This window comes from Geofilum rhodophaeum (assembly GCF_002210225.1).
GTDB lineage: Bacteria > Bacteroidota > Bacteroidia > Bacteroidales > Marinilabiliaceae > Geofilum > Geofilum rhodophaeum.
Map to the genome: position 1 here is coordinate 1 of NZ_MWUJ01000020.1, position 20388 is coordinate 20388.

General features: G+C 53.5%; 18 protein-coding genes. 5 read left to right on the plus strand and 13 right to left on the minus strand.

The annotated features are described in order from the left end of the window. Window positions 1-369 precede the first annotated feature (369 nt). Both B4W65_RS14405 and B4W65_RS14410 read right to left on the minus strand, forming a co-directional pair. Window positions 370-834, minus strand: a complete 465-nt coding sequence (locus tag B4W65_RS14405; protein ID WP_088655876.1) for a hypothetical protein — start codon at window positions 832-834, stop codon at window positions 370-372. Window positions 835-859: 25 nt separating this feature from the next. After that, window positions 860-1045: a type II toxin-antitoxin system PemK/MazF family toxin gene (locus tag B4W65_RS14410; protein WP_088655877.1), complete on the minus strand. Its 186-nt coding sequence runs from the start codon at window positions 1043-1045 to the stop codon at window positions 860-862. Between the two features lie 238 nt (window positions 1046-1283). On the opposite strand from B4W65_RS14410, the gene B4W65_RS14415 reads away from it, so the two are divergent. After that, on the plus strand, window positions 1284-2189 hold the full coding sequence (locus tag B4W65_RS14415; RefSeq protein ID WP_088655878.1) for a transporter: 906 nt from the start codon (window positions 1284-1286) through the stop codon (window positions 2187-2189). Here the strand turns inward: B4W65_RS14415 and mnmA are convergent. Further along, window positions 2186-3394 carry a tRNA 2-thiouridine(34) synthase MnmA gene (mnmA, locus tag B4W65_RS14420; RefSeq protein ID WP_088655879.1) on the minus strand — a complete coding sequence of 403 codons (1209 nt, stop codon included), beginning with the start codon at window positions 3392-3394 and terminating at the stop codon, window positions 2186-2188. The genes B4W65_RS14415 and mnmA overlap by 4 nt on opposite strands. A gap of 142 nt (window positions 3395-3536) precedes the next feature. On the opposite strand from mnmA, the gene B4W65_RS14425 reads away from it, so the two are divergent. Continuing rightward, a complete protein-coding gene (locus tag B4W65_RS14425; protein ID WP_088655880.1) occupies window positions 3537-3911 on the plus strand; it encodes a hypothetical protein in 375 nt (124 codons plus the stop codon). 83 nt (window positions 3912-3994) lie between these two features. Then, on the plus strand, window positions 3995-5932 hold the full coding sequence (locus B4W65_RS14430) for a TonB-dependent receptor plug domain-containing protein (RefSeq protein WP_158522855.1): 1938 nt from the start codon (window positions 3995-3997) through the stop codon (window positions 5930-5932). Between the two features lie 20 nt (window positions 5933-5952). Here B4W65_RS14430 and dnaN read toward each other — a convergent pair whose 3' ends face one another. The 5 genes from dnaN to surE form a co-directional block, all read right to left on the minus strand. Beyond that, window positions 5953-7080 (minus strand): DNA polymerase III subunit beta, encoded by a 1128-nt coding sequence (gene dnaN, locus B4W65_RS14435; protein WP_088655882.1) that lies wholly within the window; start codon window positions 7078-7080, stop codon window positions 5953-5955. A gap of 145 nt (window positions 7081-7225) precedes the next feature. Continuing rightward, complete coding sequence (gene gldG, locus B4W65_RS14440) at window positions 7226-9655, minus strand: gliding motility-associated ABC transporter substrate-binding protein GldG (protein WP_088655883.1); 2430 nt, start codon at window positions 9653-9655, stop codon at window positions 7226-7228. Window positions 9656-9710: 55 nt separating this feature from the next. Beyond that, complete coding sequence (lpxB, locus tag B4W65_RS14445; RefSeq protein WP_088655884.1) at window positions 9711-10862, minus strand: lipid-A-disaccharide synthase; 1152 nt, start codon at window positions 10860-10862, stop codon at window positions 9711-9713. 18 nt (window positions 10863-10880) lie between these two features. After that, on the minus strand, window positions 10881-11180 hold the full coding sequence (locus B4W65_RS14450) for a hypothetical protein (RefSeq protein ID WP_088655885.1): 300 nt from the start codon (window positions 11178-11180) through the stop codon (window positions 10881-10883). Window positions 11181-11300: 120 nt separating this feature from the next. Beyond that, window positions 11301-12104 (minus strand): 5'/3'-nucleotidase SurE, encoded by an 804-nt coding sequence (surE, locus tag B4W65_RS14455; RefSeq protein WP_088655907.1) that lies wholly within the window; start codon window positions 12102-12104, stop codon window positions 11301-11303. Between the two features lie 186 nt (window positions 12105-12290). Here surE and pheT point away from each other — a divergent pair, with 186 nt between their 5' ends. Continuing rightward, window positions 12291-14744: a phenylalanine--tRNA ligase subunit beta gene (pheT, locus tag B4W65_RS14460; protein WP_088655886.1), complete on the plus strand. Its 2454-nt coding sequence runs from the start codon at window positions 12291-12293 to the stop codon at window positions 14742-14744. A 71-nt stretch (window positions 14745-14815) separates the two neighbouring features. On the opposite strand, the gene B4W65_RS14465 is transcribed toward pheT, so the two are convergent. Further along, complete coding sequence (locus B4W65_RS14465) at window positions 14816-16054, minus strand: helix-turn-helix transcriptional regulator (RefSeq protein ID WP_088655887.1); 1239 nt, start codon at window positions 16052-16054, stop codon at window positions 14816-14818. An 813-nt stretch (window positions 16055-16867) separates the two neighbouring features. Between B4W65_RS14465 and B4W65_RS14470 the strand changes: the two genes are divergently transcribed. Continuing rightward, the gene (locus B4W65_RS14470) at window positions 16868-17131 is read left to right on the plus strand and encodes a UPF0175 family protein (RefSeq protein WP_088655888.1); all 264 of its coding nucleotides are present in this window, start codon (window positions 16868-16870) and stop codon (window positions 17129-17131) included. Window positions 17132-17212: 81 nt separating this feature from the next. Here the strand turns inward: B4W65_RS14470 and B4W65_RS14475 are convergent, their stop codons facing one another. The 4 genes from B4W65_RS14475 to tsaD all read right to left on the minus strand — a co-directional run bounded on the left by B4W65_RS14475 (window position 17213) and on the right by tsaD (window position 20386). Further along, on the minus strand, window positions 17213-18163 hold the full coding sequence (locus B4W65_RS14475; protein ID WP_088655889.1) for a TonB family protein: 951 nt from the start codon (window positions 18161-18163) through the stop codon (window positions 17213-17215). A gap of 1 nt (window position 18164) precedes the next feature. Next, window positions 18165-18557, minus strand: a complete 393-nt coding sequence (locus B4W65_RS14480; protein WP_088655890.1) for an ExbD/TolR family protein — start codon at window positions 18555-18557, stop codon at window positions 18165-18167. A gap of 11 nt (window positions 18558-18568) precedes the next feature. Next, on the minus strand, window positions 18569-19267 hold the full coding sequence (locus tag B4W65_RS14485) for a MotA/TolQ/ExbB proton channel family protein (RefSeq protein ID WP_088655891.1): 699 nt from the start codon (window positions 19265-19267) through the stop codon (window positions 18569-18571). A 102-nt stretch (window positions 19268-19369) separates the two neighbouring features. Next, the gene (gene tsaD, locus B4W65_RS14490; RefSeq protein WP_088655892.1) at window positions 19370-20386 is read right to left on the minus strand and encodes a tRNA (adenosine(37)-N6)-threonylcarbamoyltransferase complex transferase subunit TsaD; all 1017 of its coding nucleotides are present in this window, start codon (window positions 20384-20386) and stop codon (window positions 19370-19372) included. Window positions 20387-20388: the final 2 nt, after the last annotated feature.

Consider the following 20388-nt stretch of genomic DNA (forward strand, 5'->3'; position numbering starts at 1 on the left):
TGCTAGTCGGGTAGTTTCTACCGAAGCCCAATACCGGGCTGCCAAACTTCACTTTCCTACGACAATCGCAGAATCCTGGTGTACTACTCTGCAGGTACCTTTAAAAGACCTACCCACTGTCTGACCACTACCTTTACTTCACGAATGCCTGGTCAAAGACGCTTGGATCTCAATATTACGTTTCGCACCGATTTATTCATAAAAGTCTACCTGCAGGATTCTGTCTGCTGCCTATACGGTTTTATCTATTCTACCGAGTGCAAATCCATTAAACGCATGGGATAGGTTCTCAGTAATTGGCGGCAACACCGATATAGCGTCTAGGTGTTACCAGTTCCTCAAAGATACAATTTGAATCCCACTTCCAATTCACCAAAAGAAAAGCAGTAAAAAATTCAAAGCAAAGTGCACCAACAGCAAGGGATCCCTGAGTTTATAGCGAAGGTTCCAAAACAGCAACAGCCAAAACAGCAAGCCATTTGCAGCTCCCAATATTTTACCGGTCATGGTGAGCCAGCCGGCATCAACCAACAACCATGCGGCCAGACAAAAAAAAGTCAGACCCAAAATCAGTTCCGATGAGCAGCGGAACCATTTCTCTACAAGATTAAGCAAGGAGCCATCTGTACTCAAGAGGCGAAAGGGCGTAAAAACAAGGCCTACGGATACAAGGCCCAAAGCACTTATCCAGGCTACAATTTGCACTTGTCCGAAATAATGTTGCTGCAAAAGGGATAACAGCACCAACACCAGCCCCAGTGGCAGGGCCAACCAGTAAAATCGGAAGCTCAAGAAAAGATTCGTGAGCTTCGACAACACACCAAGTATTTTCATAAAACCGCCGTTTATTATACGCTTCTCAATCCACCAGCAATTCCTTTATTATATTTTTCACTTTCTCAATTTCCTTTTCCGTCAAACTGGCTAACACTTTAAAAATCCGCTGCTTATCAACCGTTCGAATTTGGTCAAGGACCATCCAACCTTTCTTGCTGTTGTACTTAACCTCAATTCTTGTTGGATACTTTTTTGATAGGGTTGTCATAGGTGCAATTCAAAAGGCTTTTGCTTAAGCGAATCCCTTTTGAATTACCAATTTGAATAACGGAAACGTCCATAACTGCCTATTTATATGTAATTATAAAGTTATTACCTGGTTTCAAATCATCAAAGTTTTCCTGTCATTTTTAACCGCTGCCGCCTGAACCCATAATCGGGCACGGTGGGCCCTTTGATGTGGGCAAAAGCTATTATCTTTGCGGGGACCATACAACAAAATTGCAATGCAAAAATACCTGGAGAAGTACCTGCTGCCCATTGCCATGGTAATTGGGGTGGCCTTTCACCAACAGCTTGCCCACCTATCGCCGCTTATCCCCTACCTGCTTGCGCTGATGCTTTTCATCACCTACAGCCGGGTGAGCTGGAGCGATATTCGTCTTACCCGTTTTCACTACATCCTGCTTACCATTCAGTACCTGGGCAGCGCCCTTTTGTATCTGGCGCTGCGTCCCTTCAACGAAATTCTGGCCCAGGCGGCCATGATGTGTGTGCTCACGGCTACGGCGACTTCGGCGCCGGTGGTGGCGGGTATGCTGGGTGGAAACATTGCATCCACGGCGGCCTATTCCATCATCAGTAACCTGTCGGTGGCCCTCATTGCGCCCTTCTTTTTAACGGCCATAGGGGCCAAAGAAGAGACGCTGTCCTTTATGGCTGGTTTCTGGTTGATACTCAAAAAAGTTCTGCCCATTCTGGTTGTGCCCTTTTTGGGCGCACTCTTGCTGCAAAAGACTTCGCCAAAGGCCCATCGCAAGGTGCAGTCGGCCCAAATACTCACCTTTTACCTGTGGGCGGCTTCCTTAACGGTGGTACTGGGTAATGTTACGCAATTTGTGCTGATGCATAACGATGGCAGTTACCGACTCGAACTTCTTATCGCAGCGACCTCGCTGCTGATTTGTCTCCTGCAGTTTATCGGCGGCAGGGCCATCGGTGCGCGGTATGGGCGCACGGTAGCGGGGGGACAGGGACTGGGACAGAAAAATACGATTCTGGCGATCTGGCTCACGCAGACTTACCTGAACCCATTGGCTACACTGGGGCCTGGACTGTATGTGCTTTGGCAGAACCTGGTCAATTCGTGGCAAATATGGAACAAGATGCGGCAGGCTAAAAAGTCGGCCTAATGATTGATTACTCCCGAGGCGAGTAGCTCGTCGTTGCGGTACAGGGCGGCAAACTGTCCGGCGGTAATGCCGCGTTGGGGATTGTCAAAAACGACAAACAGACCGTTGGCACGTTGGTACACGGTAGCCCCCTGCAGGGGCTGGCGGTAGCGGATACGCAGGTCGTAACGCCCTTCTTCTCCCACCTTCAGCGCCAAATCGGGGCGCACCCAGTGCATTTCCTCGGGCTTCACTTTCAACACTTTTCTGTAGAGACCGGGGTGCTCGGCCCCCATGCCCACGTACACCTGATTGTAATCGACATTGATGCCGAGTACAAAGAGGGGCTCGGGAAAGCCGCCAATGTTCAGGCCTTTGCGCTGACCAATGGTGTAGAAGTGGGCCCCGTTGTGCTGCCCTATTTTTTTGCCGTAGCGGGGATGATAGGGATAGGGCTGAGCCAACTGCTCCAGCACCTCGTCCCCGGGATTTTCGAGCGCCTCGTTCCACGAGTGCTGCAACAGCTCGGCATCGGGCTCCACCAAAAACACCTTGCCTTCTTTGGCCTGCAACTTTTGTTGAAGAAATACGGGCAAATCCACCTTACCTACAAAGCAAATGCCCTGGGAATCTTTTTTGTGGGCGGTGACCAACTTGAGCTCACCGGCAATGCGACGCACTTCGGGCTTCTGCAAATCCCCGATCGGAAACAGGGCTTTCTCAAGTTGTTTTTGCGAGAGCTGACAAAGGAAATAGCTCTGGTCCTTATTCGGATCGAGGCCCGCCAGCAAACGGTGAACGGGCTGCCCGTCCACCTCCACGGTTTCCTTGCGGCAGTAGTGACCGGTAGCTACGAAATCGGCCCCCAGTTTCAGGGCCTCCTCCATAAACACATCGAACTTTATTTCGCGGTTACAGAGCACGTCGGGATTGGGTGTACGTCCCTTCTCGTATTCGGCAAACATGTAATCGACCACCCGCGCCCGGTAATGGGTGCTCAGGTCCACAAAATGAAAGGGGATGTCGAGTTTGCGCGCCACCGCCTCGGCATCAAACTTATCGTCGAGCCAGGGACAGTCGGCCTTGAGCACACCGGTGGTGTCGTGCCAGTTTTTCATAAACAAACCCAGCACCTCATAGCCCTGTTGCTTCAACACATAAGCTGCCACACTGGAGTCCACGCCTCCCGATAATCCCACTACCACTCTTTTCTTTGTTGCCGTCATGCTGTCTCCTAATCATTTGAGGCTGCAAATATACAAAAAAGCCGGCACACTGACCGACCTGCACAGCCACCCTCTGCCGGCAGGTTTTGAGAATTGCCTAAAAAGAGGTAACTTTGCGGACTTAAATATCCGATTAACTTTTATGTTTTTACTTGGTTCCACAGCTCCTTTTCTTCCTTATCTGCTGCTGATGCTGACTACGCTGGCGGCGTGGTGGGGCGACTGGTCGGCCGGCAGTACCGAGCCTGGGGACAGCGCTCAGGAACAAAGGGTAGAGGCTGTTGCCGGGGCCCCTGAGTTTGAGGCCGGTTACTTTTTGCAAAACATCCCTGCCAAAAAAGAAATAAGGACGCAAAGCGAACCTGCTGCAAAGGCAGTACCCTCCCGCCTTCAAAAGTTGTTCAGCGCTGCCCGGACCTTCCTGCCCATGGAAGCACCTGAGAACAGCTGCTCCTGCCACTATGCGCAAAGCAAGCAATGGCGTGGCCCACCGGCAAAAGAATACAGTCAGCAGTAGTCCCCCTACACCGGAACACTGCATCTTTCTTAAGGCTGCACTGCAGCACCCCTCTTTTGCCATTTTTTTTCAAGCTGAAAACCATGTACAAACATACTTTCCTGCTGACCTTGTCGGCCCTGCTCCTGGCATCCAGCCTCGGGGCCAGAACGCCGGAGGGCCCGACCAACACCACTCTCCCGCTCGATTCCCTAGCTGCCGTGTACGACCTCAATCAGGTGGTAGTCACCGGCACCAGGCATCCGCGGCCCTTAAGGACCTCGCCCGTGCTTACGCAGGTGGTGGGACAAGAACAGTTGCGGCGGGGCGACTGGGGGGAGATGACGCAGGTGCTGGAAAACCAGCTTCCGGGTATTGAGTTTTCGCACGGTGCCTACGGCAGCAACATCAGTATGATGGGCTTGCCGGGCAATTATGTCTTGTTCTTGCGCGACGGCAACCGCATCTCGGGCGAGAGCAATGCCAACATCGATTACCAACGCCTGGGCCTCCTCAACACCGGACGCATCGAAATTGTGCGCGGAGCCAGCTCGGTACTCTACGGCTCCAACGCCATGGCCGGCGTGGTACACCTACTCAGTTGCCCCATTAGTCAATCCCCCCTTCTCGAAGCCTACACACGCTACAGCAATTTTGGCACTACGCAGACCGAAGCCGCCCTTACCCTCAAGGAGGGCAGCGTGGGGAGTCGCACCACCCTGCGCCATTTCCACACCGAGGGCTACGACCTCAACAATAGGCGGTCCGACGGCCGCACCATGGAGCGCACCACCACCCATCAACTGGGCCAGGAAGTTCACTGGCAGGCGGCACCCAAGCTGGAGCTGAGCGCCAATGGCCACCTCTATAAAAACCACGTGGATGCTTCCCTGCCCATGCGCAACAACAAAATGAACGACGCGGTGGACTACAATCTCACCGCCCGCTACCACTTGCCCAACAAGAGTACACTCGAGGCGGTCTGGCACAGCGATCATTATCGGATTTTCGAAAAAGACGCGCAGCGGCACGACCTGCAATACAGTCTCCGCTTTAACAACGGGCGACTGGCGGGGGAGGTCCGACTGGGCGAACATTCCCGGATGTCGGTGGGACTGGAATACCTGAGTGAGGCGCTGCTGGCGCCGCGCAATAAAATAGCGGCGACTCTGGAGCAAAGCGACTGGGTGGGCTATGTGCAGGAAAACTGGCAGTGGGGCGAGCACTTGACGCTGAGTGGGGGACTGCGACTGAATTACAACTCGGACTACGGCTACCACGGCACCTGGCAAACGGCGGCGCGGGTGAGTTGGGGCGACTTCAGTTTCCGGGGCAATGTGGGTACGGGCTACAAGTCGCCCACGCTTAAGGACCGCCACATGGAATACCAGGCACCGACCTCCTTCCCCATCTATGTATTTGGTAATCCCGACCTCATCCCCGAAACCAGTCTTTTCACCGGCCTGTCGGCCGAGTACAACCGGCGCGACCTGAGCGTCTCGCTCCACCTCTACCGCAACGCGGTAAAAGATATGATTACGGAGGTAATGGAAGCCTACGACGCGGCGACCGATCCGGCCATGATTTACTACTACCAGAATGTTGAGGAGGCGGACATTCGGGGGATGGACCTGCTCCTGCGCTGGCGCCCGCTGTCCCGGTTGGAAGTCAACGCCAGCTACGCCCTGGTTAAGGCACACGACCAGAAAAGGGATCGCCAGTTTACGGGCAGTCGCCCCCACAGCGGCGTGCTGGCCCTACACTACCAACGAAACGACTGGCCACTGCATCCGGCCCTTCACCTGCAGGGCAGCTATAAGGGGAAGATGTCGCGGGGCATTTACGATGCCGAAAGCGGTGCCGAAAGTGTATCCTACCTGGACGACTTTACCCTGTGGCGCGCCAACCTGCGTCTGCAGCTGCCCGGGCAGCTGCAGGTCCAGACCGGCATCGCCAACCTTTTCGACTACAGCGACCCGGAGACCTTTGCCACCTTCAGTCCCGGGCGCACCTTCTTTATAAGTGCGAGACTCACGCTGTAATGCAGGGAAGCAGAGTTCTTTTAAGCATTAATCATCATCGGCATCAGCAGCATCAGCTCGTCCTCGAAGTCGTTCTTATCGAAGGGCAGCACAATGGCGGCACGTGAGGGATCCGACATCTCAATAATGATGTTGCTTGAATCGATGTTTTCCAGAATATCGGCCAGGAAGGACGACTTAAAGCCGATCTCCATTTCGTCACCATCGTACTGGCAACGGAGCTTTTCAAAGGCCGACACCGAGAAGTCGAGATCCTGCGCCGAAACCATCACCTCATCGCTGCTGTAGTGCAGTTTAACGAGGTTCGACGACTGGCTGGAGAAAATGGATACCCGTCCCAAAGTGTTGGCCAAATCGACGCGATCGACCACCGCCCGGTTGGGATTGTCCTGCGGAATAACGGCGTTGTAGGTGGGGTAATTGCCCTCTACCAGTCGGCAGACCAGGCGGTAGTTGGGCAGGGTGAAAAAAGCGTTTTTGTTGTCGAACTCCACCTGCACATCGCCATCTTCGCGGGGCAGTACATTCTTGAGCAAGGAAGCGGGCTTTTTGGGCAGTATGAAGGAGGCCTCAAATTCGGTTTTGGCATCGAGACGCTGGTAGCGCACCAGTTTGTGCGAGTCCGAAGCCACAAAGGTGAGGTTTTCGGGACTGCATTCAAATAAAATGCCGTTCATCACCGGACGCAGCTCGTCGTCGGCAGTGGCAAACAAGGTCTTGGTAATGCCGGTGAGCAAAAGCGAAGCAGGCACCCGCATGCTGCTGGCCTTATCCTCCTCTACCTGAGGCAGGTTTGGATAATCGTCGGCCGGCTGACCCACAAAGTTGTACTTACCGCGCTCCGACTGAATGTCCACACCCAAAGTGTTGCTGTCCACGACAAAAGTAAGGGGTTGCTCGGGCAACTTCTTCAGAATTTCGAGCAGCATCTTGGACGGAAAGGCCACCCGGCCCTCTTCCACTGTTTCATCCGTTTCGAGGGTGGTGGTCATGGTTACCTCCAAATCGGAGGCCGTCATGCTCAAAGTATTTCCACTCAGCTCAATTAAAAAACAATCGAGCACGGGCAACTGACTTTTGGTAGAAATGGCCCTGCTGATGGCCTGCAAATGCGACAGCAACTCGGAACTGGATACAACAAACTTCATCGATAAATATTTTAATAGATTATTTCACAAGTGCAGCGGGCTATTTCACTATAAATGTGAGCAAAGCAAGCCACCCGCAAGCCGACTCCTCCATTTTCAAAGATAGGAATAATCAAAGAAAGAAAGACAAGGGCTCCGTACTTTTTTATGTCCGGTCGGCAGCCCGCCCGTAGCGCCACTTTCGCCACAAAGGAAACACCAGGCCTAAGAGACCCAAAAACACCAGCGGGAGCAACAAATTCAGCCATTTCCAAAACTCCAGCTCCGAGGCCAGCTTCTCCCGGTCGAGCAGGCGCAACTGGTAGGAACGCGAACGCAGGGCCATCCAACCCTCCTCATCGGCCAGGTAATGCACCGCATTTAAAATAAAATCACGGTTGCCAAACTGCTGGTTGCCCACCTCATCAAAACCCAGGGGCATGGGCTGGGGATTGCTGCCATGGCGCATTCTCACCTCATTGCGAATGATGTCGCCGTCGGACACCACAATCATGCGTGTGGACTTGCTTTCCCGCCGAAGATCGTCGCTGCTGAATTGAAGCCCCGGAGGCACAGGCCGATTGGCAAAAGCGGAAGGGAAACGGCCCTCGAGCGCCACGGCTACCGGCAGGTGGGGATCGCCAAAGGCTGCCCGGTTGGGCTCTTCGTTGACCATGGCCAGAGAAATAAAGACGGGTACCGGCAGGCGACGGGCATACTGACTGGTCCGCAAAAGCACATCACGCCGCAGGCCTGTGGGCGTGCCCACCGTATCGATGCTGCTGACAAACTCACCCCGCACCACATTAAGGTTGCGGGTAACCGGATGTTCGCGGTTGGTATTGAGCAGGGGATGAAACATCCAGGGCACCGGCACCAGTCGTGCCTGTTCACCGGCACCAGCAGTATTCACGGGAATCATGGCCGCCTGCACATCCTGCACCAGCTCGTGGTTGATGCGCACTCCGTAACGGAACAACTGATCGGTCAGATTCACATCCGTAGCCAGTCCCACCGTCTGCGTGGCCGAACGCAGACTATCCAGGGTCACCTGAACGGCATCGACCAGCCAAAGGAGGCGACCGCCCCGCATCAGATACTGGTCGAGTACAAACTTTTCACGCTCACTGAATTTCTCCTGCGGCTTGGCGATGATCACGGCCTTATAGTTGTCCAGAATGTAGGGATCGTCGGTGAGACTGCCCCTATCGACCTGATAATGGTAAGAGAGGGCCTCGCTGATGTCGTACACATCCAGCATGTCCAGTTCGCCGTGCCCTTCCAGAAAAGCCACAGCAGGCACCTCATCGGTCAGCAAACGCCGCATCACATCACTCAGCTTGTACTCCAGGGCCTCCATGGAGCTGTTCAGATTCTCGGCGCCCGAACGCCCCGGCAGATTGTCGAGCAGGTTTACCGGCAATTCATAGTCGTCGATATTAAACAGCGCGTAGGGATAAACATTGGACTGGATGCGGCGCCCATCGGCCTGGGTCTCAAAGACCGGCACGGCAGCCAGCTCGTACTCGGCCAATTCCTCCTTCGCCGTTGGCGAATCGGCCGGATCTACAAACTCATAGCGCAGAGAGGCTCCCGAAGCCAGACGAAATTCGTCGAGCATATCGCGCGTGGCCCGCGCCAACTTACTGAAACCCGGATTCAGGTCGCCCGACAAATACACCTTGACCAGCACCTGTTTGTCGTTCTGCCCTAAAAACTGCTTGGTGACCGGTGCCAGGGTATAGCGCTTTTCGGCGGTTAAATCGAGCCGGAAATACCACTGCTGCGCCAACACATTCACGGCCAGCACCAGGGCGACCACTGCACCCAGTTGCGCCAAATCCTTGCGCAGCATGGCGGGGCGCGACCAGCGCCTGCTGCCCAATTTCAGACGGGTAAGGGCCAGCAACAAGGCAATAACACCAAGGAAATAAGCCAAGTCGCGCAAATCCACTACCCCGCGACTGATGCTCTGGTAATGGGCATCGATGCCCAGGTTGTTGATGAATACCGAAGCCTGTCCCAGTCCCTGCAAGGAAGCCAGGGCCGCAAAGCCATCGTAGAAAAAGTAGCACAAAACCACCGCCAGCAAAAAAGCCACCAGCTGATTGTCGCTCAGCGACGAAGTAAACAGTCCTATAGCCGCATACACCGCCGCCAGTAAAACCAGTCCAATGTACGAGCCCCAAATGGCCCCGTGGTCGATGTTCCCCACCGGCTGGGCCAGCTGGCTCACCGAAAAGAAATACACCAGGGTGGGCAGCAGGGAGAGCAAAACCAGACTAAGTCCCGCCAAATACTTGGCCCCCACCACCTGCCAGTCGGTCAAGGGATGCGTCAGCAGCAGCTCTATGGTACCCTGACGCCGCTCCTCGGCCAGCAGGCGCATGGTAACGGCCGGCACCAAAAACAAGTAAATCCAGGGCGCCAGCATAAACAGACTCTCCAACGAAGCATAGCCGCCCAGCGGAATGTTCATGGTGCCCGGTACAAACCATAAAAACAAGGCCGTCACCACCAAAAACACCCCCGCCACCAGATAGCCGGTGAGAGAACTGAAAAACATCATCCATTCCTTTCTCCAAAGCGCCCACATAGTCTCTTAATTTTTATTCCAAATATCTTCCTTGGTCGCGCCAGCCACGACCCACTTACAAAAGCGCGTCTTCCTGATTGCGCAAAGCCGCCCACATGGCCGAGGCGGTCCGCTCACTACTGCCCGCACCCCCTACCAGCAAAGCCAGCTCCTCGTAATCGCCCAGCATTTGCTTGCGGTAAGCCTCATTAAAACAGAGGGCCGACAATTCCTCGCGCAGACTTTGCAGAGAAAAACCACTCTGAAACAGTTCCTTCACCACCTCGCGGTCCATAATCAAATTCACCAGCGAAATAAAGGGCACCTTAATGATCACCTTTTTGGCCATAAAATCGGTAAAGCCGCCGCCCCACATTTTGTAGCAGACCACCTGGGGACAGCGCAACAAGCCCGCCTCAAGGGTGGCCGTACCCGAAGTAACCAGGGCAGCGTGACTCTGCTCCAACAGATTGTAGGTCTGACCAAAAACCACCGACACCTCGGTGGTGCCCTCCAAATAGGGCGCATAATCGGCCTCCTTAAACGAAGGTGCGCCGGCAATGACAAACTGAAACTCCGGAAAATAAGGCAGCATGGCCAGCATATCGGGCAGCATGCGGTCGATTTCCTGACGGCGACTCCCGGCCAGTAAGGCAATAATGGGCTTGTCGGCCAACTTATTGCGCTCGGTAAAATCGTTGAAATCTTCGTGCTTATGGGGACGGTTTTCAATGGCATCCATCAGGGGATTGCCCGAGTACACCACCGGCACCCCGTAGCGCCCATAAAAGTCGGTCTCGAAGGGCAGAATGGTAAACACCTTATCGACGTACTTACGGATTTTGTGGGCACGACGCGTGTTCCAGGCCCATATTTTAGGTGCGATGTAGTAAAACACCTTAATACCCGCTTTTTTGGCAAAGCGGGCCATACGCAAATTAAAGCCCGGGTAGTCAATTAAAATCACCACATCCGGATCGTAGTCGGCCAGGTCTTGACGACAAAAACGCAAATTGCCGAAAATGGCCGGCAAGTGGGTCACCACCTCAAAAAAGCCCATGTAGGCCGTATCCCGGTAATGCTTCACCTGCTGTCCCCCCTCAGCCGCCATCAAATCGCCGCCCCAAAAACGAAAATGCGCCAGGGCATCCTGCTTTTTCAGGGCCCGCATTAAATTGGCACCGTGCAAATCGCCCGAGGCCTCACCGGCAATCAAATAATATTTCATACACGCATCTCTTTAGCATCAGCGAATCAGGAACAGCACCACAGCCACCACCGCATACACCGCCGTGGCGGTCAGTACCCCCCGGGCCAGCAGCAAACGATCCGACCATATGCCTATAAAGAACAACAACAAGTTGGGCATCACACTAAGGCTCAACAGCTTGCCGAGACTCTTGACGCCCTTCAGGGCCTCCAACACCTCGGCAAACGCGGTACTGTGGTCAAACCGAAACCAATAAACAAGATAGGCAAATACCGCGGGAAGTACCAAGCCCGCCGCCAAACCCCAAAGTTGACTGTCGCCTTTTTTTGCTGCCATTGTATACAGATATTATACTTGTTATTCAGAACTCTATTTAACCTGAATAATTCATAAATTTTGAGCATCTCATAACGACAACTTATGAATAAAGCAGGTTGAAAGAATACAGGGTCCGATTCACCGCGCCATTGCTGCAATCGCCTCCATATCCAGCGCCTTCAGGTGAGCCAGTCCCCCCTCATGCGTGGCATCCACTGCACAGGGCACCACCGAAACATAACCATTACGCAGCGCATACTCATCGCTCATTTCATTTTCGGTATCGTGGTGCTCAAAATGGCCGGTGAGCCAAAAATAACGCTTTCCGCGCGGATCTACCCGCTCGTCGAACTCCTCTACCCAGCGGCCTTCGGCCTGGCGGCAGATTTTCACGCCCTTGACGTCCTTTCCCGCAGGGATGTTTACATTAAGACACACCCCCTTGGGCAGTCCCTGCTCGAGTACCTGCTCAAAAATGGCGCGACTGTAATGAATGGCGCTGCTGAAATCGGCATCGGCTTCGTAGGCCAGCAAGGAAAAGCCAATGGCGGGAATGCCGTTGAGCACGCCTTCGCGGGCGCCGCCCAGGGTGCCCGAGTAATGCATGCTTATCGAGCTGTTGGTTCCGTGGTTGATGCCCGAAACCACAAAGGCCGGCATATCGGCCAAAAGCACATTCACCGCCAGCTTAACACAATCGGCCGGTGTTCCGTTGCTCTTAAAAATCTGTAAACCCGGCTCCTCCTGCACCTTGGTCAGGTACAAAGGATGCTTCACAGTAATGGCGTGCGACATGCCCGACATGGCCTGGTCGGGGGCCACCACCACCACATCTCCAAAAGGGCGAACCGCCTCAATCAACGAATGAATTCCCTTAGCCTCCACCCCGTCGTCGTTCGTCACCAAAATAAGGGGTCGGTGATTCGCTTTAATTTTCTCCATATACACATTTTTACAAGTATCAAAGATAAGCAATAAGCGACAAACAGCAATAAACAGGGCGGCCGACACCGCCCTGCAGCCCCAAAATTGGGTCGGCAAAAATAGCTTGGTCTGTTCATTTTGATTATTTTTGCCTGACTGTAAAAGATTTTCCCAAGAATAGAACATCAAACAAGAGTAAGCGGCATGGACATTTCCTACAAGTGGTTAAAAGAATACATCAATACCGACAAATCGGCTCAGGAGCTGGCCGACATCCTCACCTCACTGGGTCTGGAAGTAGGCAGCATCGAAGAAAAAGAAAGTGTTAAAGGCGGCTTGCGGGGACTGGTCGTGGGCCAGGTGCTCAGTTGCGATCGCCACCCCAATGCCGACAAGCTGAGCGTAACCACAGTCGACACCGGCAGCGGTGAAATCCTGCCCATTGTCTGCGGCGCCCCCAATGTGGCGGCGGGACAAAAAGTTATTGTTGCCACCGTAGGCACAACGCTGTACAACGGCGATGAGGCCTTTGAAATTAAGAAGGCCAAAATACGGGGCGAGAAGTCCGAAGGCATGATTTGTGCCGAAGACGAAATCGGTCTGGGTACCCATCACGACGGCATTATGGTACTGCCTGCCGAGGTGCCGGTCGGCACCCCGGCCGCCCAGTACTTCCAGCTCGAAAGCGATACCATTCTGGAGGTGGACCTCACCCCCAACCGCATAGATGCCGCCTCCCACCTGGGAGTGGCCCGCGATTTGGCCGCCGCCCTGCGCCTGCAGGACGCCTCGGTAAAAGTGACCCGTCCAAGCGTGGAGGCCTTCAAGAGCGACAACCAAAACTACCCCGTAAAAGTCACCGTAGAAACGGCCGAAGCCTGCACCCGCTACAGCGGACTCACCATCAGCGGAGTCACCGTAAAAGAGTCGCCCGACTGGCTGAAGAACCGCCTACTGAGCATTGGCATGACGCCCATCAACAACATTGTGGACATCACCAACTTTGTGCTGCACGAGTGTGGGCAGCCCCTGCACGCCTTCGATGGCGACCAGATTGCCGGCGATCACGTAATTGTGAAAACCCTGCCGCAGGACACGCCTTTTGTCACCCTCGACGAGAAAGAGCGGAAGCTCGATGCCGACGACCTGATGATATGCAACGAAAAAGAAGGCATGTGCATTGCCGGGGTATTTGGCGGCATTAAGAGCGGGGTGAGCGAAAAAACCACCCGCATCTTTTTAGAAAGCGCCTGCTTCAATCCCGTGTACGTTCGGCAGACCAGTCGCCGCCACGTACTCTTTACCGATGCCTCCTTCCGTTTTGAGCGGGGCAGCGATCCCAACATGACCCTCTGGGCCCTGAAAAGAGCGGCCCTTTTGATAAAAGAAATAGCCGGCGGCAGCATCTCCAGCGACATTGTAGATGTGTATCCGCAGCCGGTGGGCGACTTTGAGGTGGAACTTCAATGGGCCAACATTCGTCGCCTCATTGGCAAAGACCTGGAACCGGCCCTGATTAAAAACATTCTGGAGGCCCTCGACATCCGCATTGTTAAGGAGCAGGCAGCGGGACTCACCGTAGCCGTGCCGCCCTACCGGGTAGATGTGCAGCGCGAGGCCGATGTGGTGGAAGAAATCCTGCGCGTGTACGGCTACAACAACGTAGAAGTGCCCACCAGCATCCACTCCACCATTGTGTATTCGCCGCGGCCCGACCATCACCAGTTGCGCAACCGCATTGCCGAGCAGCTGCTGGGGGCAGGTTTCAACGAAATCATGTGCAACTCGCTCACCAAGGTAGCCTATTACGAAGGCTCCACCGGCTTTCCGGCCGAAAAGACCGTGGTGCTGGCCAATCCCCTGAGCAGCGATTTGAATGGCATGCGGCAGACCCTCTTGTTTGGGGGACTCGAAAGCATTCGCCACAACCGCAACCGGCAGCATGGGGACTTAAAGTTGTTTGAACTGGGCAACTGTTATCAGTTGAAGCCTGAGGGCGACAAGGGGCTGCAGAAGAGCTATCTGGAGGGACAGCGCCTGGCCCTGTTTATGACGGGCCAGTTGGCCGCCGCCAACTGGAATACCCCGGCGCGCAAGGCCTCCTTTGCCGACCTCAAAACCATGGCCGAAAATGTACTGCTGCGCCTGGGCATCAAGGAGCAACAATGGCGCACTAAGGGACTGGAAGCGGATCTGCTGAGCGAGGGACTCCACTATATTGTGGCCAACCAGCAGGTGGTGACAATGGGACTGGTCGGTAAAAAACTGCTGAAGGCTTTCGACATCGACGAGCCGGTATTTTTTGCCGAAATCGACTGGGATGCCGTGGTCAAAATTGCCGCCCGCAACCAGGTGCTCTTCCAGGAAATTTCGCGCTTCCCCGAAGTGCGCCGGGATTTGGCCCTGCTGCTCGACCGCAGCGTGCAATTTGCCGACCTGGAAGCGGTAGCGCGTAAGACCGAGAAAAAACTGCTCAAAAAAGTCTCGCTGTTTGATATTTATGAAGGCGACAAAATAGAAGCCGGCAAAAAGTCCTATGCCATCAGCTTTGTTCTGGAAGATCCCACACAAACGTTGAAGGACAAGCAGATCGACAAAATTATGCAGAGTCTGATTCAGGCTTTTGAGCGCCAGCTGGGTGCCACGCTCAGGGGTTAATGCCCCCAACAATTGCAAGACACATTGCTGTCGAAACACCACCGGGCCTGGGATTTGTTCTCAGGCCCGTTTTATTCCTGGGCCTGCAGGTATTGAGAGGGGGTAATGCCCTCGAAGTATTTAAAGGCCCTGTTGAAGGAGCTTACTGAACCAAAACCGCACAACTCCGCCAAATGCGCCAGAGCGTAAGAGCGGTACTCTGAACGTGCCATCAGGCGACAGGCGTGTTGGATGCGATAGCGGTTTACAAAGACGTTGAAACTCTCCCCAAACTCCTCATTAATCAGGTTGGACAAGTAGGTCCGGTTGGTGCGCAAACGCTGCGACACATCAGAGATGCGCAAATCGGCCTGCTTAAACAAAGTCTCCTCCTCCATCAGGCGCAGGAGGTCCCTGCGCAAACGCTCGCGACCCGAAAAACCAACGGGACCGCTGCTGCTGCTGTGCCCCCCCGCCGAGTCGGCCTCCGCCTCCCTGTCGTTCGTCTCCTCATCCAGCACCACATCCTTAATGGAGTAACGCTGCATACTGCCCATGTAGCCGACCATAAAAATCACCAGACTAAAAGCCAGAGAGGGCAGCAACAAAGCCAGGTGATCGCTGGCAAAATAGCCCCTGCCCATAAAATTCGACAAGGTGCTGGTCAGCGAGCCCCCTATCATAATCAGGGTTAAGAACCTTACCCACGACAAGCGCCGTCCCTTCAATTCACTGTAGAACGACAACAAACGCTGCTCATAACCCCCTACCAGTCGCCATGCCCGTACCAGGTAATAAAACACCTGCACGGCAAAAAACAAGCGACTCAACAAATACACCCTTGCCATCCAGGCAGCAAGGCCCCGGTCCCACACCAACGAAAAATCATTATCGAGCAACAAACGCTGCAAATAGCGCCAGCGCTCCGCCTCGCCCCCGGCCAGATGCAGTACCCCTAAAACCAAAGCTACCGTCACGGCCGGCACAAAATGCCACAGGTTGCGCCAGCGCAAAACCGGCTCACAGGTCAGCGCGCGGATGTACCAATACATTAAAGGATAGGAAGACAGGGAAGTGAGCGAATAAAGGGGATCGAGGGCCAGATAAAGGGCATAAGCCTCCAGATAGAAAAAGCCATGCATCAAAAACAGTCCGGCCGAAGAGGCCATAAAAGCTCCCAGGAGTCGATAAGACGACGATGCAGGCCTCCCGCGCAGAAGAAAATAGAGGGCCCAGAATAAGGAAATATAAAAAGGCGTTAGCGCCACCAAAGCATCGAGCATACAAAGCGGGAAAAATCCTTCAACACCACCAAAGTACAATAAAAACAAATAAATCGACCAAGGGTTTTGACCAAGTTGACAGCCCAAAGGTTAAACGGCTAAAAAACAGAAATGGGACCACCTCGTTTGGTGCATCCCATTTCTAACCTTAACCCTAACCCAAAATTATGAAAAACCTAACTTTATTTATATAAACAAATAAAATCCAAAAATGTTTGCTTTCTCAGAAAAAAAAGATTTTCGTTAAAACCTTTATACTGAGCGGTGAAAGTTTAATAACCCTAACCTTAATTTATGAAAGAACTTTACCCGTATCAGTAGGTCGTTCATCAAATACTTATGCAAGTTTATCAAAAACTTTGCGACCCGCAATGCGTTTTAACTCTTTTTAACCAGCTTATTCTTGACTTTATAAAAATAAATCCTCAACGCCTTATTGTTTCTGATTTCCCAAAATCGAACAAACTGCAGGCCCATTCAAAAACTAAAAAAATGTAAAATCAATCTTAAGCCATTGTGAACCGTTGTTCCTTTTTTGCGAAAGCTTAAACTAAATATACAACCTAAAACCAAGGCTTGTAAATGACAAACATCATGTTCTTCAGCAGCTTTCTAAACAAATATACAACAAGCCACCCCCTCTGTGCAAGTCCGCCTACCCCCTTAACACTCCATTAACAAACCCTTGCCGCAGCCCGCAAAAAGCCCTAACTTTAGTAAAACAAAATTTGCCCAAACAAGACAGCCTTGAAGGTCGCACCATTTCACATCAAGACCTAAAAAAAAAAGGTCAAGACATGGAAATGAAAATTAAATGGTCAAAACCCGGAATAAGTCCTATCTTTAAGTAAAACAAATGGTATGAAATCGATTCACATTCCAATTGAGGTTTCACCGGATATTATGATGGCCCTCAACGCCTCAGAAGAAGAACTGAAAGCAAAGTTCCAGAAGGCCCTTGCTCTCTACCTCTACCAGGAAGGCCTACTGACATTTGGGAAAGCGGCGCAGTTTGCAGGCCTGTCTCGATACAAATTTGAAAAACTCTTGGAGCAAAACAACATCACACTTAAAGGCCCCAATCCATATCAATTATCCGAAGACCTTCACAAACTGAACGACTAAGCTTTGGTACTTGCAGGGGAAGAGCCGATGGAATGAGACCAAAAGCTTCCCCACCCATAAGCATCCCCAGCTAAAAATTGCCTAATTCAGCACAAAGTGGTAAGTAATGATGCCCTTTTGCAGCGCCGGCGCCCCCTGATCCGGGTTAAAACGGGCCTTCAATGCGGCCTTCCGGGCTTCCTCCCATAAAGTAGAATTCTGAGTAGTAGTGCCCCGCAAAATGGGCTGGGCGCTGGTCACCACCCCCGTGCGGTCCACGGTAATCTCCACCACCACAATGCCCTCTTCCTGAATGTTGTAGGCGGGTCGCGGCAGGGTGCCGGACAAGCTGCGGCCGGAGAGACTGAAAGAATTGCCCGAGGCACCCAATCCCGTTCCGGTATAAGTCCGTGCGTTGGGATCGCCGGTAAGGGCACCCTGACTGCCGGCTCCGCCTGCTTCGCCGGAGGACTGGGCGGTGCTGCCTTGATTGCTGAAGGCGCCGCTTACGGCGTTGCGCGCCTCAGCGGCCTGGCGTTCCTGCTCTTCACGCTTGCGCTGTTCCTCGGCCAAACGCTGGCGTTCGGCTTCTGCTTCCCGGCGCTGGCGCTCCAGTTCGGCCTGGCGCAGGCGCTCCGCTTCAGCCTCTGCTTCCCGACGCTGCCGGTCGAGTTCCGTTTGCCGCCGCCGCTCTTCTTCGAGACGCTTTTGTTCGGCCGCGCGGCGGGCTTTCTCTTCGGCCGATATGGCCGGTGCTTCTTCGGTTTTCTGGGTCATCAACTGCTCCTGCGAAGGCTGGGGCGTAGATGCCGGAGGCGGGGTGGTGGGACGCGGTGGAGGGCTTGCACTTTGCTGTTGCTGAGTCACTGGTGCACTGCGCGAAGGCACTGCCGGTCCCATACCGGTGGGACCGTCGCCCAGGGCCACCAAAATGCCTTCCTCTTCCTGGGGAATGCTTTTGAGGCCGAAAATCAACAAGAGCAACAACAGCACCACATGAAAAACGGTGGTACCAATCGCTCCATAAGTCTTATCACTGCGCTTCTCTTCCATATCACCTGGCTCTGGTTGCCAAAATCACTTTAAAATCGTTGTTCTTGGCAATATTCATAACCTTCACGACTTCCTTCATGGGTACATTCTCATCAACATGCAGCGAAATGTACACATCGGTCTCCGTTCCCACAGCAGTCCTTAAAGTCGATTCGAGTCGGTTAAAAGGAACCCGTTGCGTACCCACATAATAATTGAGTTCACGGGTAACGGAAACACTGGTGGCCGGTTTTGCCGCCGTCTGCTGCCGGCTTTGCGGCAGCAACAACTTAATGGCATTCGGGTTGACCAGCGTGGAAGTAATCATGAAAAAAATGAGCAACAGAAAAACCACGTCGGTCATCGACGACATGGAGAAGGTTGCATTTATTTTACTTCTTGATTTCAATGCCATGGTAACTGTCTTTAGCGTGCCGGTTCGTTCAGAATATCCATAAACTCCATGGTGCGGGCTTCCATTTTAAACACCACCTTTTCGACCCGGGCCACCAGAATGTTGTAGGCAAAGTAGGCCACAATACCCACGATGAGTCCCGTTACGGTAGTCACCAAAGCGGTGTAGATACCACCGGCCAGCTGATCCACCATAATGTTGTTGCCCGCGTTCGACATTTCCCAGAACGACTTGATCATACCAATTACCGTTCCCAAGAAACCGATCATGGGCGCGCCACCCGCAATGGTGGCCAGAGTGGGCAGCCCTTTTTCCATGCGACTCACCTCCAGGTTGCCGACGTTTTCGATGGCCGTGCTGACATCACCCAGGGGGCGACCGATGCGACTGATGCCTTTCTCGATCATGCGGGCAATGGGATGGGCACTGTTGCTGCAAAGGGCCAGGGCCGAATCTATTTTACCGTCGTGTATGTAATCCTTGATGCGGTTCATAAAGGTGGTATCCTCGGTAGAGGCACGGCGCAGCGCCAAATAACGCTCAATAAAGATGTACACGGCAATGATCGACAGTATTCCCAGGGGAAGCATGATCCATCCGCCCTTCAACATCAGCTCAATCAGGTTGATGCTCTGTTCTACCACTTCCTCACCCTCTACTTCGGTGGCTGCACCTTGGGCGGCAGCCTGTATCAGCATAAAAGGATTCATAATCGACGTAAGTTTTGTTGGTTACAAGATATATTGCGCTAAAATACGAAAAAACAAACAGTCCAAAGAAGTCCGCAAATATTATTCCGAAAATATTCCCCCTTAGGGCATACGGGCAAAGGGGGCCGCCTCCTGCGACGAGAATTCGCCCTTCCGGTACTTGAACCAGCCCGTGATGGCAATCATCGCCGCATTGTCGGTCGTCAGCGCCAAATCGGGAATGTAGGTGCGCCAACCCCGGCGCCGCTCCATATCCTGCACGGCAGCGCGCAAAGCGCTGTTGGCCGACACCCCGCCGGCCAGCGCTATTTCCTTGATGCCGGTCTCCTTAGCCGCCTTAATCAGCTTATCCATCAGCACCTCCACAATGGTCCGCTGCAACGAGGCGCACAAATCGTTGCGCCGCTCCGCCATAAAATCCGGATTTTCCTTCAGCCGGTCGCGCAAAAAATACAAAAACGAAGTCTTGAGTCCACTAAAACTGTAATCGAGTCCCGCAATCCGCGGCTTGCTGAACTGAAAAGCCGCCGCATCCCCCTCCCAGGCATACTTATCGATTAGCGGTCCCCCCGGATAAGGCAGGCCCATCACCTTGGCACACTTGTCAAAGGCCTCCCCCGCCGCATCGTCGATGGTCTGACCAACAATCTCCATTTCGAGGGGCGAGCGCACTACAATGAGCTGACTGTTGCCGCCCGATACCAGCAGACACAAAAAGGGGAAGGAAGGAACGGGGCGCTGCGCATCGGGCTTTTGCAGAAAATGTGCCAGTACATGCGCCTGCAGATGGTTCACCTCAATCAGGGGGATTTTGCGCGCCAGCGCAAAACCCTTCGCAAAGGACGTTCCCACCAGCAAAGACCCCATTAGTCCCGGTCCCCGCGTATAAGCCACGGCATCCACTTCTTCCACTTTTACCCCGGCCTCTTTCAAAGCCTGATGCACCACCGGCACAATGTTTTGCTGATGGGCGCGGGAAGCCAGCTCGGGCACCACGCCGCCGTAGGCTTCGTGCACGGCCTGACCGGCAATTACGTTGCTTAAAATGGTATCATTTTTGATGATGGAAGCAGAGGTATCGTCGCAGGAAGATTCAATCCCAAGAATGATGGTGGACATAG

What these genes read in the sequence shown, in the direction of transcription:
- B4W65_RS14405 (WP_088655876.1), bottom strand. Translation starts at nt 834, where the DNA reads ATGAAAATACTTGGTGTGTTGTCGAAGCTCACGAATCTTTTCTTGAGC.
- B4W65_RS14410 (WP_088655877.1), bottom strand. Translation starts at nt 1,045, where the DNA reads ATGACAACCCTATCAAAAAAGTATCCAACAAGAATTGAGGTTAAGTAC.
- B4W65_RS14415 (WP_088655878.1), top strand. Translation starts at nt 1,284, where the DNA reads ATGCAAAAATACCTGGAGAAGTACCTGCTGCCCATTGCCATGGTAATT.
- mnmA (WP_088655879.1), bottom strand. Translation starts at nt 3,394, where the DNA reads ATGACGGCAACAAAGAAAAGAGTGGTAGTGGGATTATCGGGAGGCGTG.
- B4W65_RS14425 (WP_088655880.1), top strand. Translation starts at nt 3,537, where the DNA reads ATGTTTTTACTTGGTTCCACAGCTCCTTTTCTTCCTTATCTGCTGCTG.
- B4W65_RS14430 (WP_158522855.1), top strand. Translation starts at nt 3,995, where the DNA reads ATGTACAAACATACTTTCCTGCTGACCTTGTCGGCCCTGCTCCTGGCA.
- dnaN (WP_088655882.1), bottom strand. Translation starts at nt 7,080, where the DNA reads ATGAAGTTTGTTGTATCCAGTTCCGAGTTGCTGTCGCATTTGCAGGCC.
- gldG (WP_088655883.1), bottom strand. Translation starts at nt 9,655, where the DNA reads ATGTGGGCGCTTTGGAGAAAGGAATGGATGATGTTTTTCAGTTCTCTC.
- lpxB (WP_088655884.1), bottom strand. Translation starts at nt 10,862, where the DNA reads ATGAAATATTATTTGATTGCCGGTGAGGCCTCGGGCGATTTGCACGGT.
- B4W65_RS14450 (WP_088655885.1), bottom strand. Translation starts at nt 11,180, where the DNA reads ATGGCAGCAAAAAAAGGCGACAGTCAACTTTGGGGTTTGGCGGCGGGC.
- surE (WP_088655907.1), bottom strand. Translation starts at nt 12,104, where the DNA reads ATGGAGAAAATTAAAGCGAATCACCGACCCCTTATTTTGGTGACGAAC.
- pheT (WP_088655886.1), top strand. Translation starts at nt 12,291, where the DNA reads ATGGACATTTCCTACAAGTGGTTAAAAGAATACATCAATACCGACAAA.
- B4W65_RS14470 (WP_088655888.1), top strand. Translation starts at nt 16,868, where the DNA reads ATGAAATCGATTCACATTCCAATTGAGGTTTCACCGGATATTATGATG.
- B4W65_RS14475 (WP_088655889.1), bottom strand. Translation starts at nt 18,163, where the DNA reads ATGGAAGAGAAGCGCAGTGATAAGACTTATGGAGCGATTGGTACCACC.
- B4W65_RS14480 (WP_088655890.1), bottom strand. Translation starts at nt 18,557, where the DNA reads ATGGCATTGAAATCAAGAAGTAAAATAAATGCAACCTTCTCCATGTCG.
- B4W65_RS14485 (WP_088655891.1), bottom strand. Translation starts at nt 19,267, where the DNA reads ATGAATCCTTTTATGCTGATACAGGCTGCCGCCCAAGGTGCAGCCACC.
- tsaD (WP_088655892.1), bottom strand. Translation starts at nt 20,386, where the DNA reads ATGTCCACCATCATTCTTGGGATTGAATCTTCCTGCGACGATACCTCT.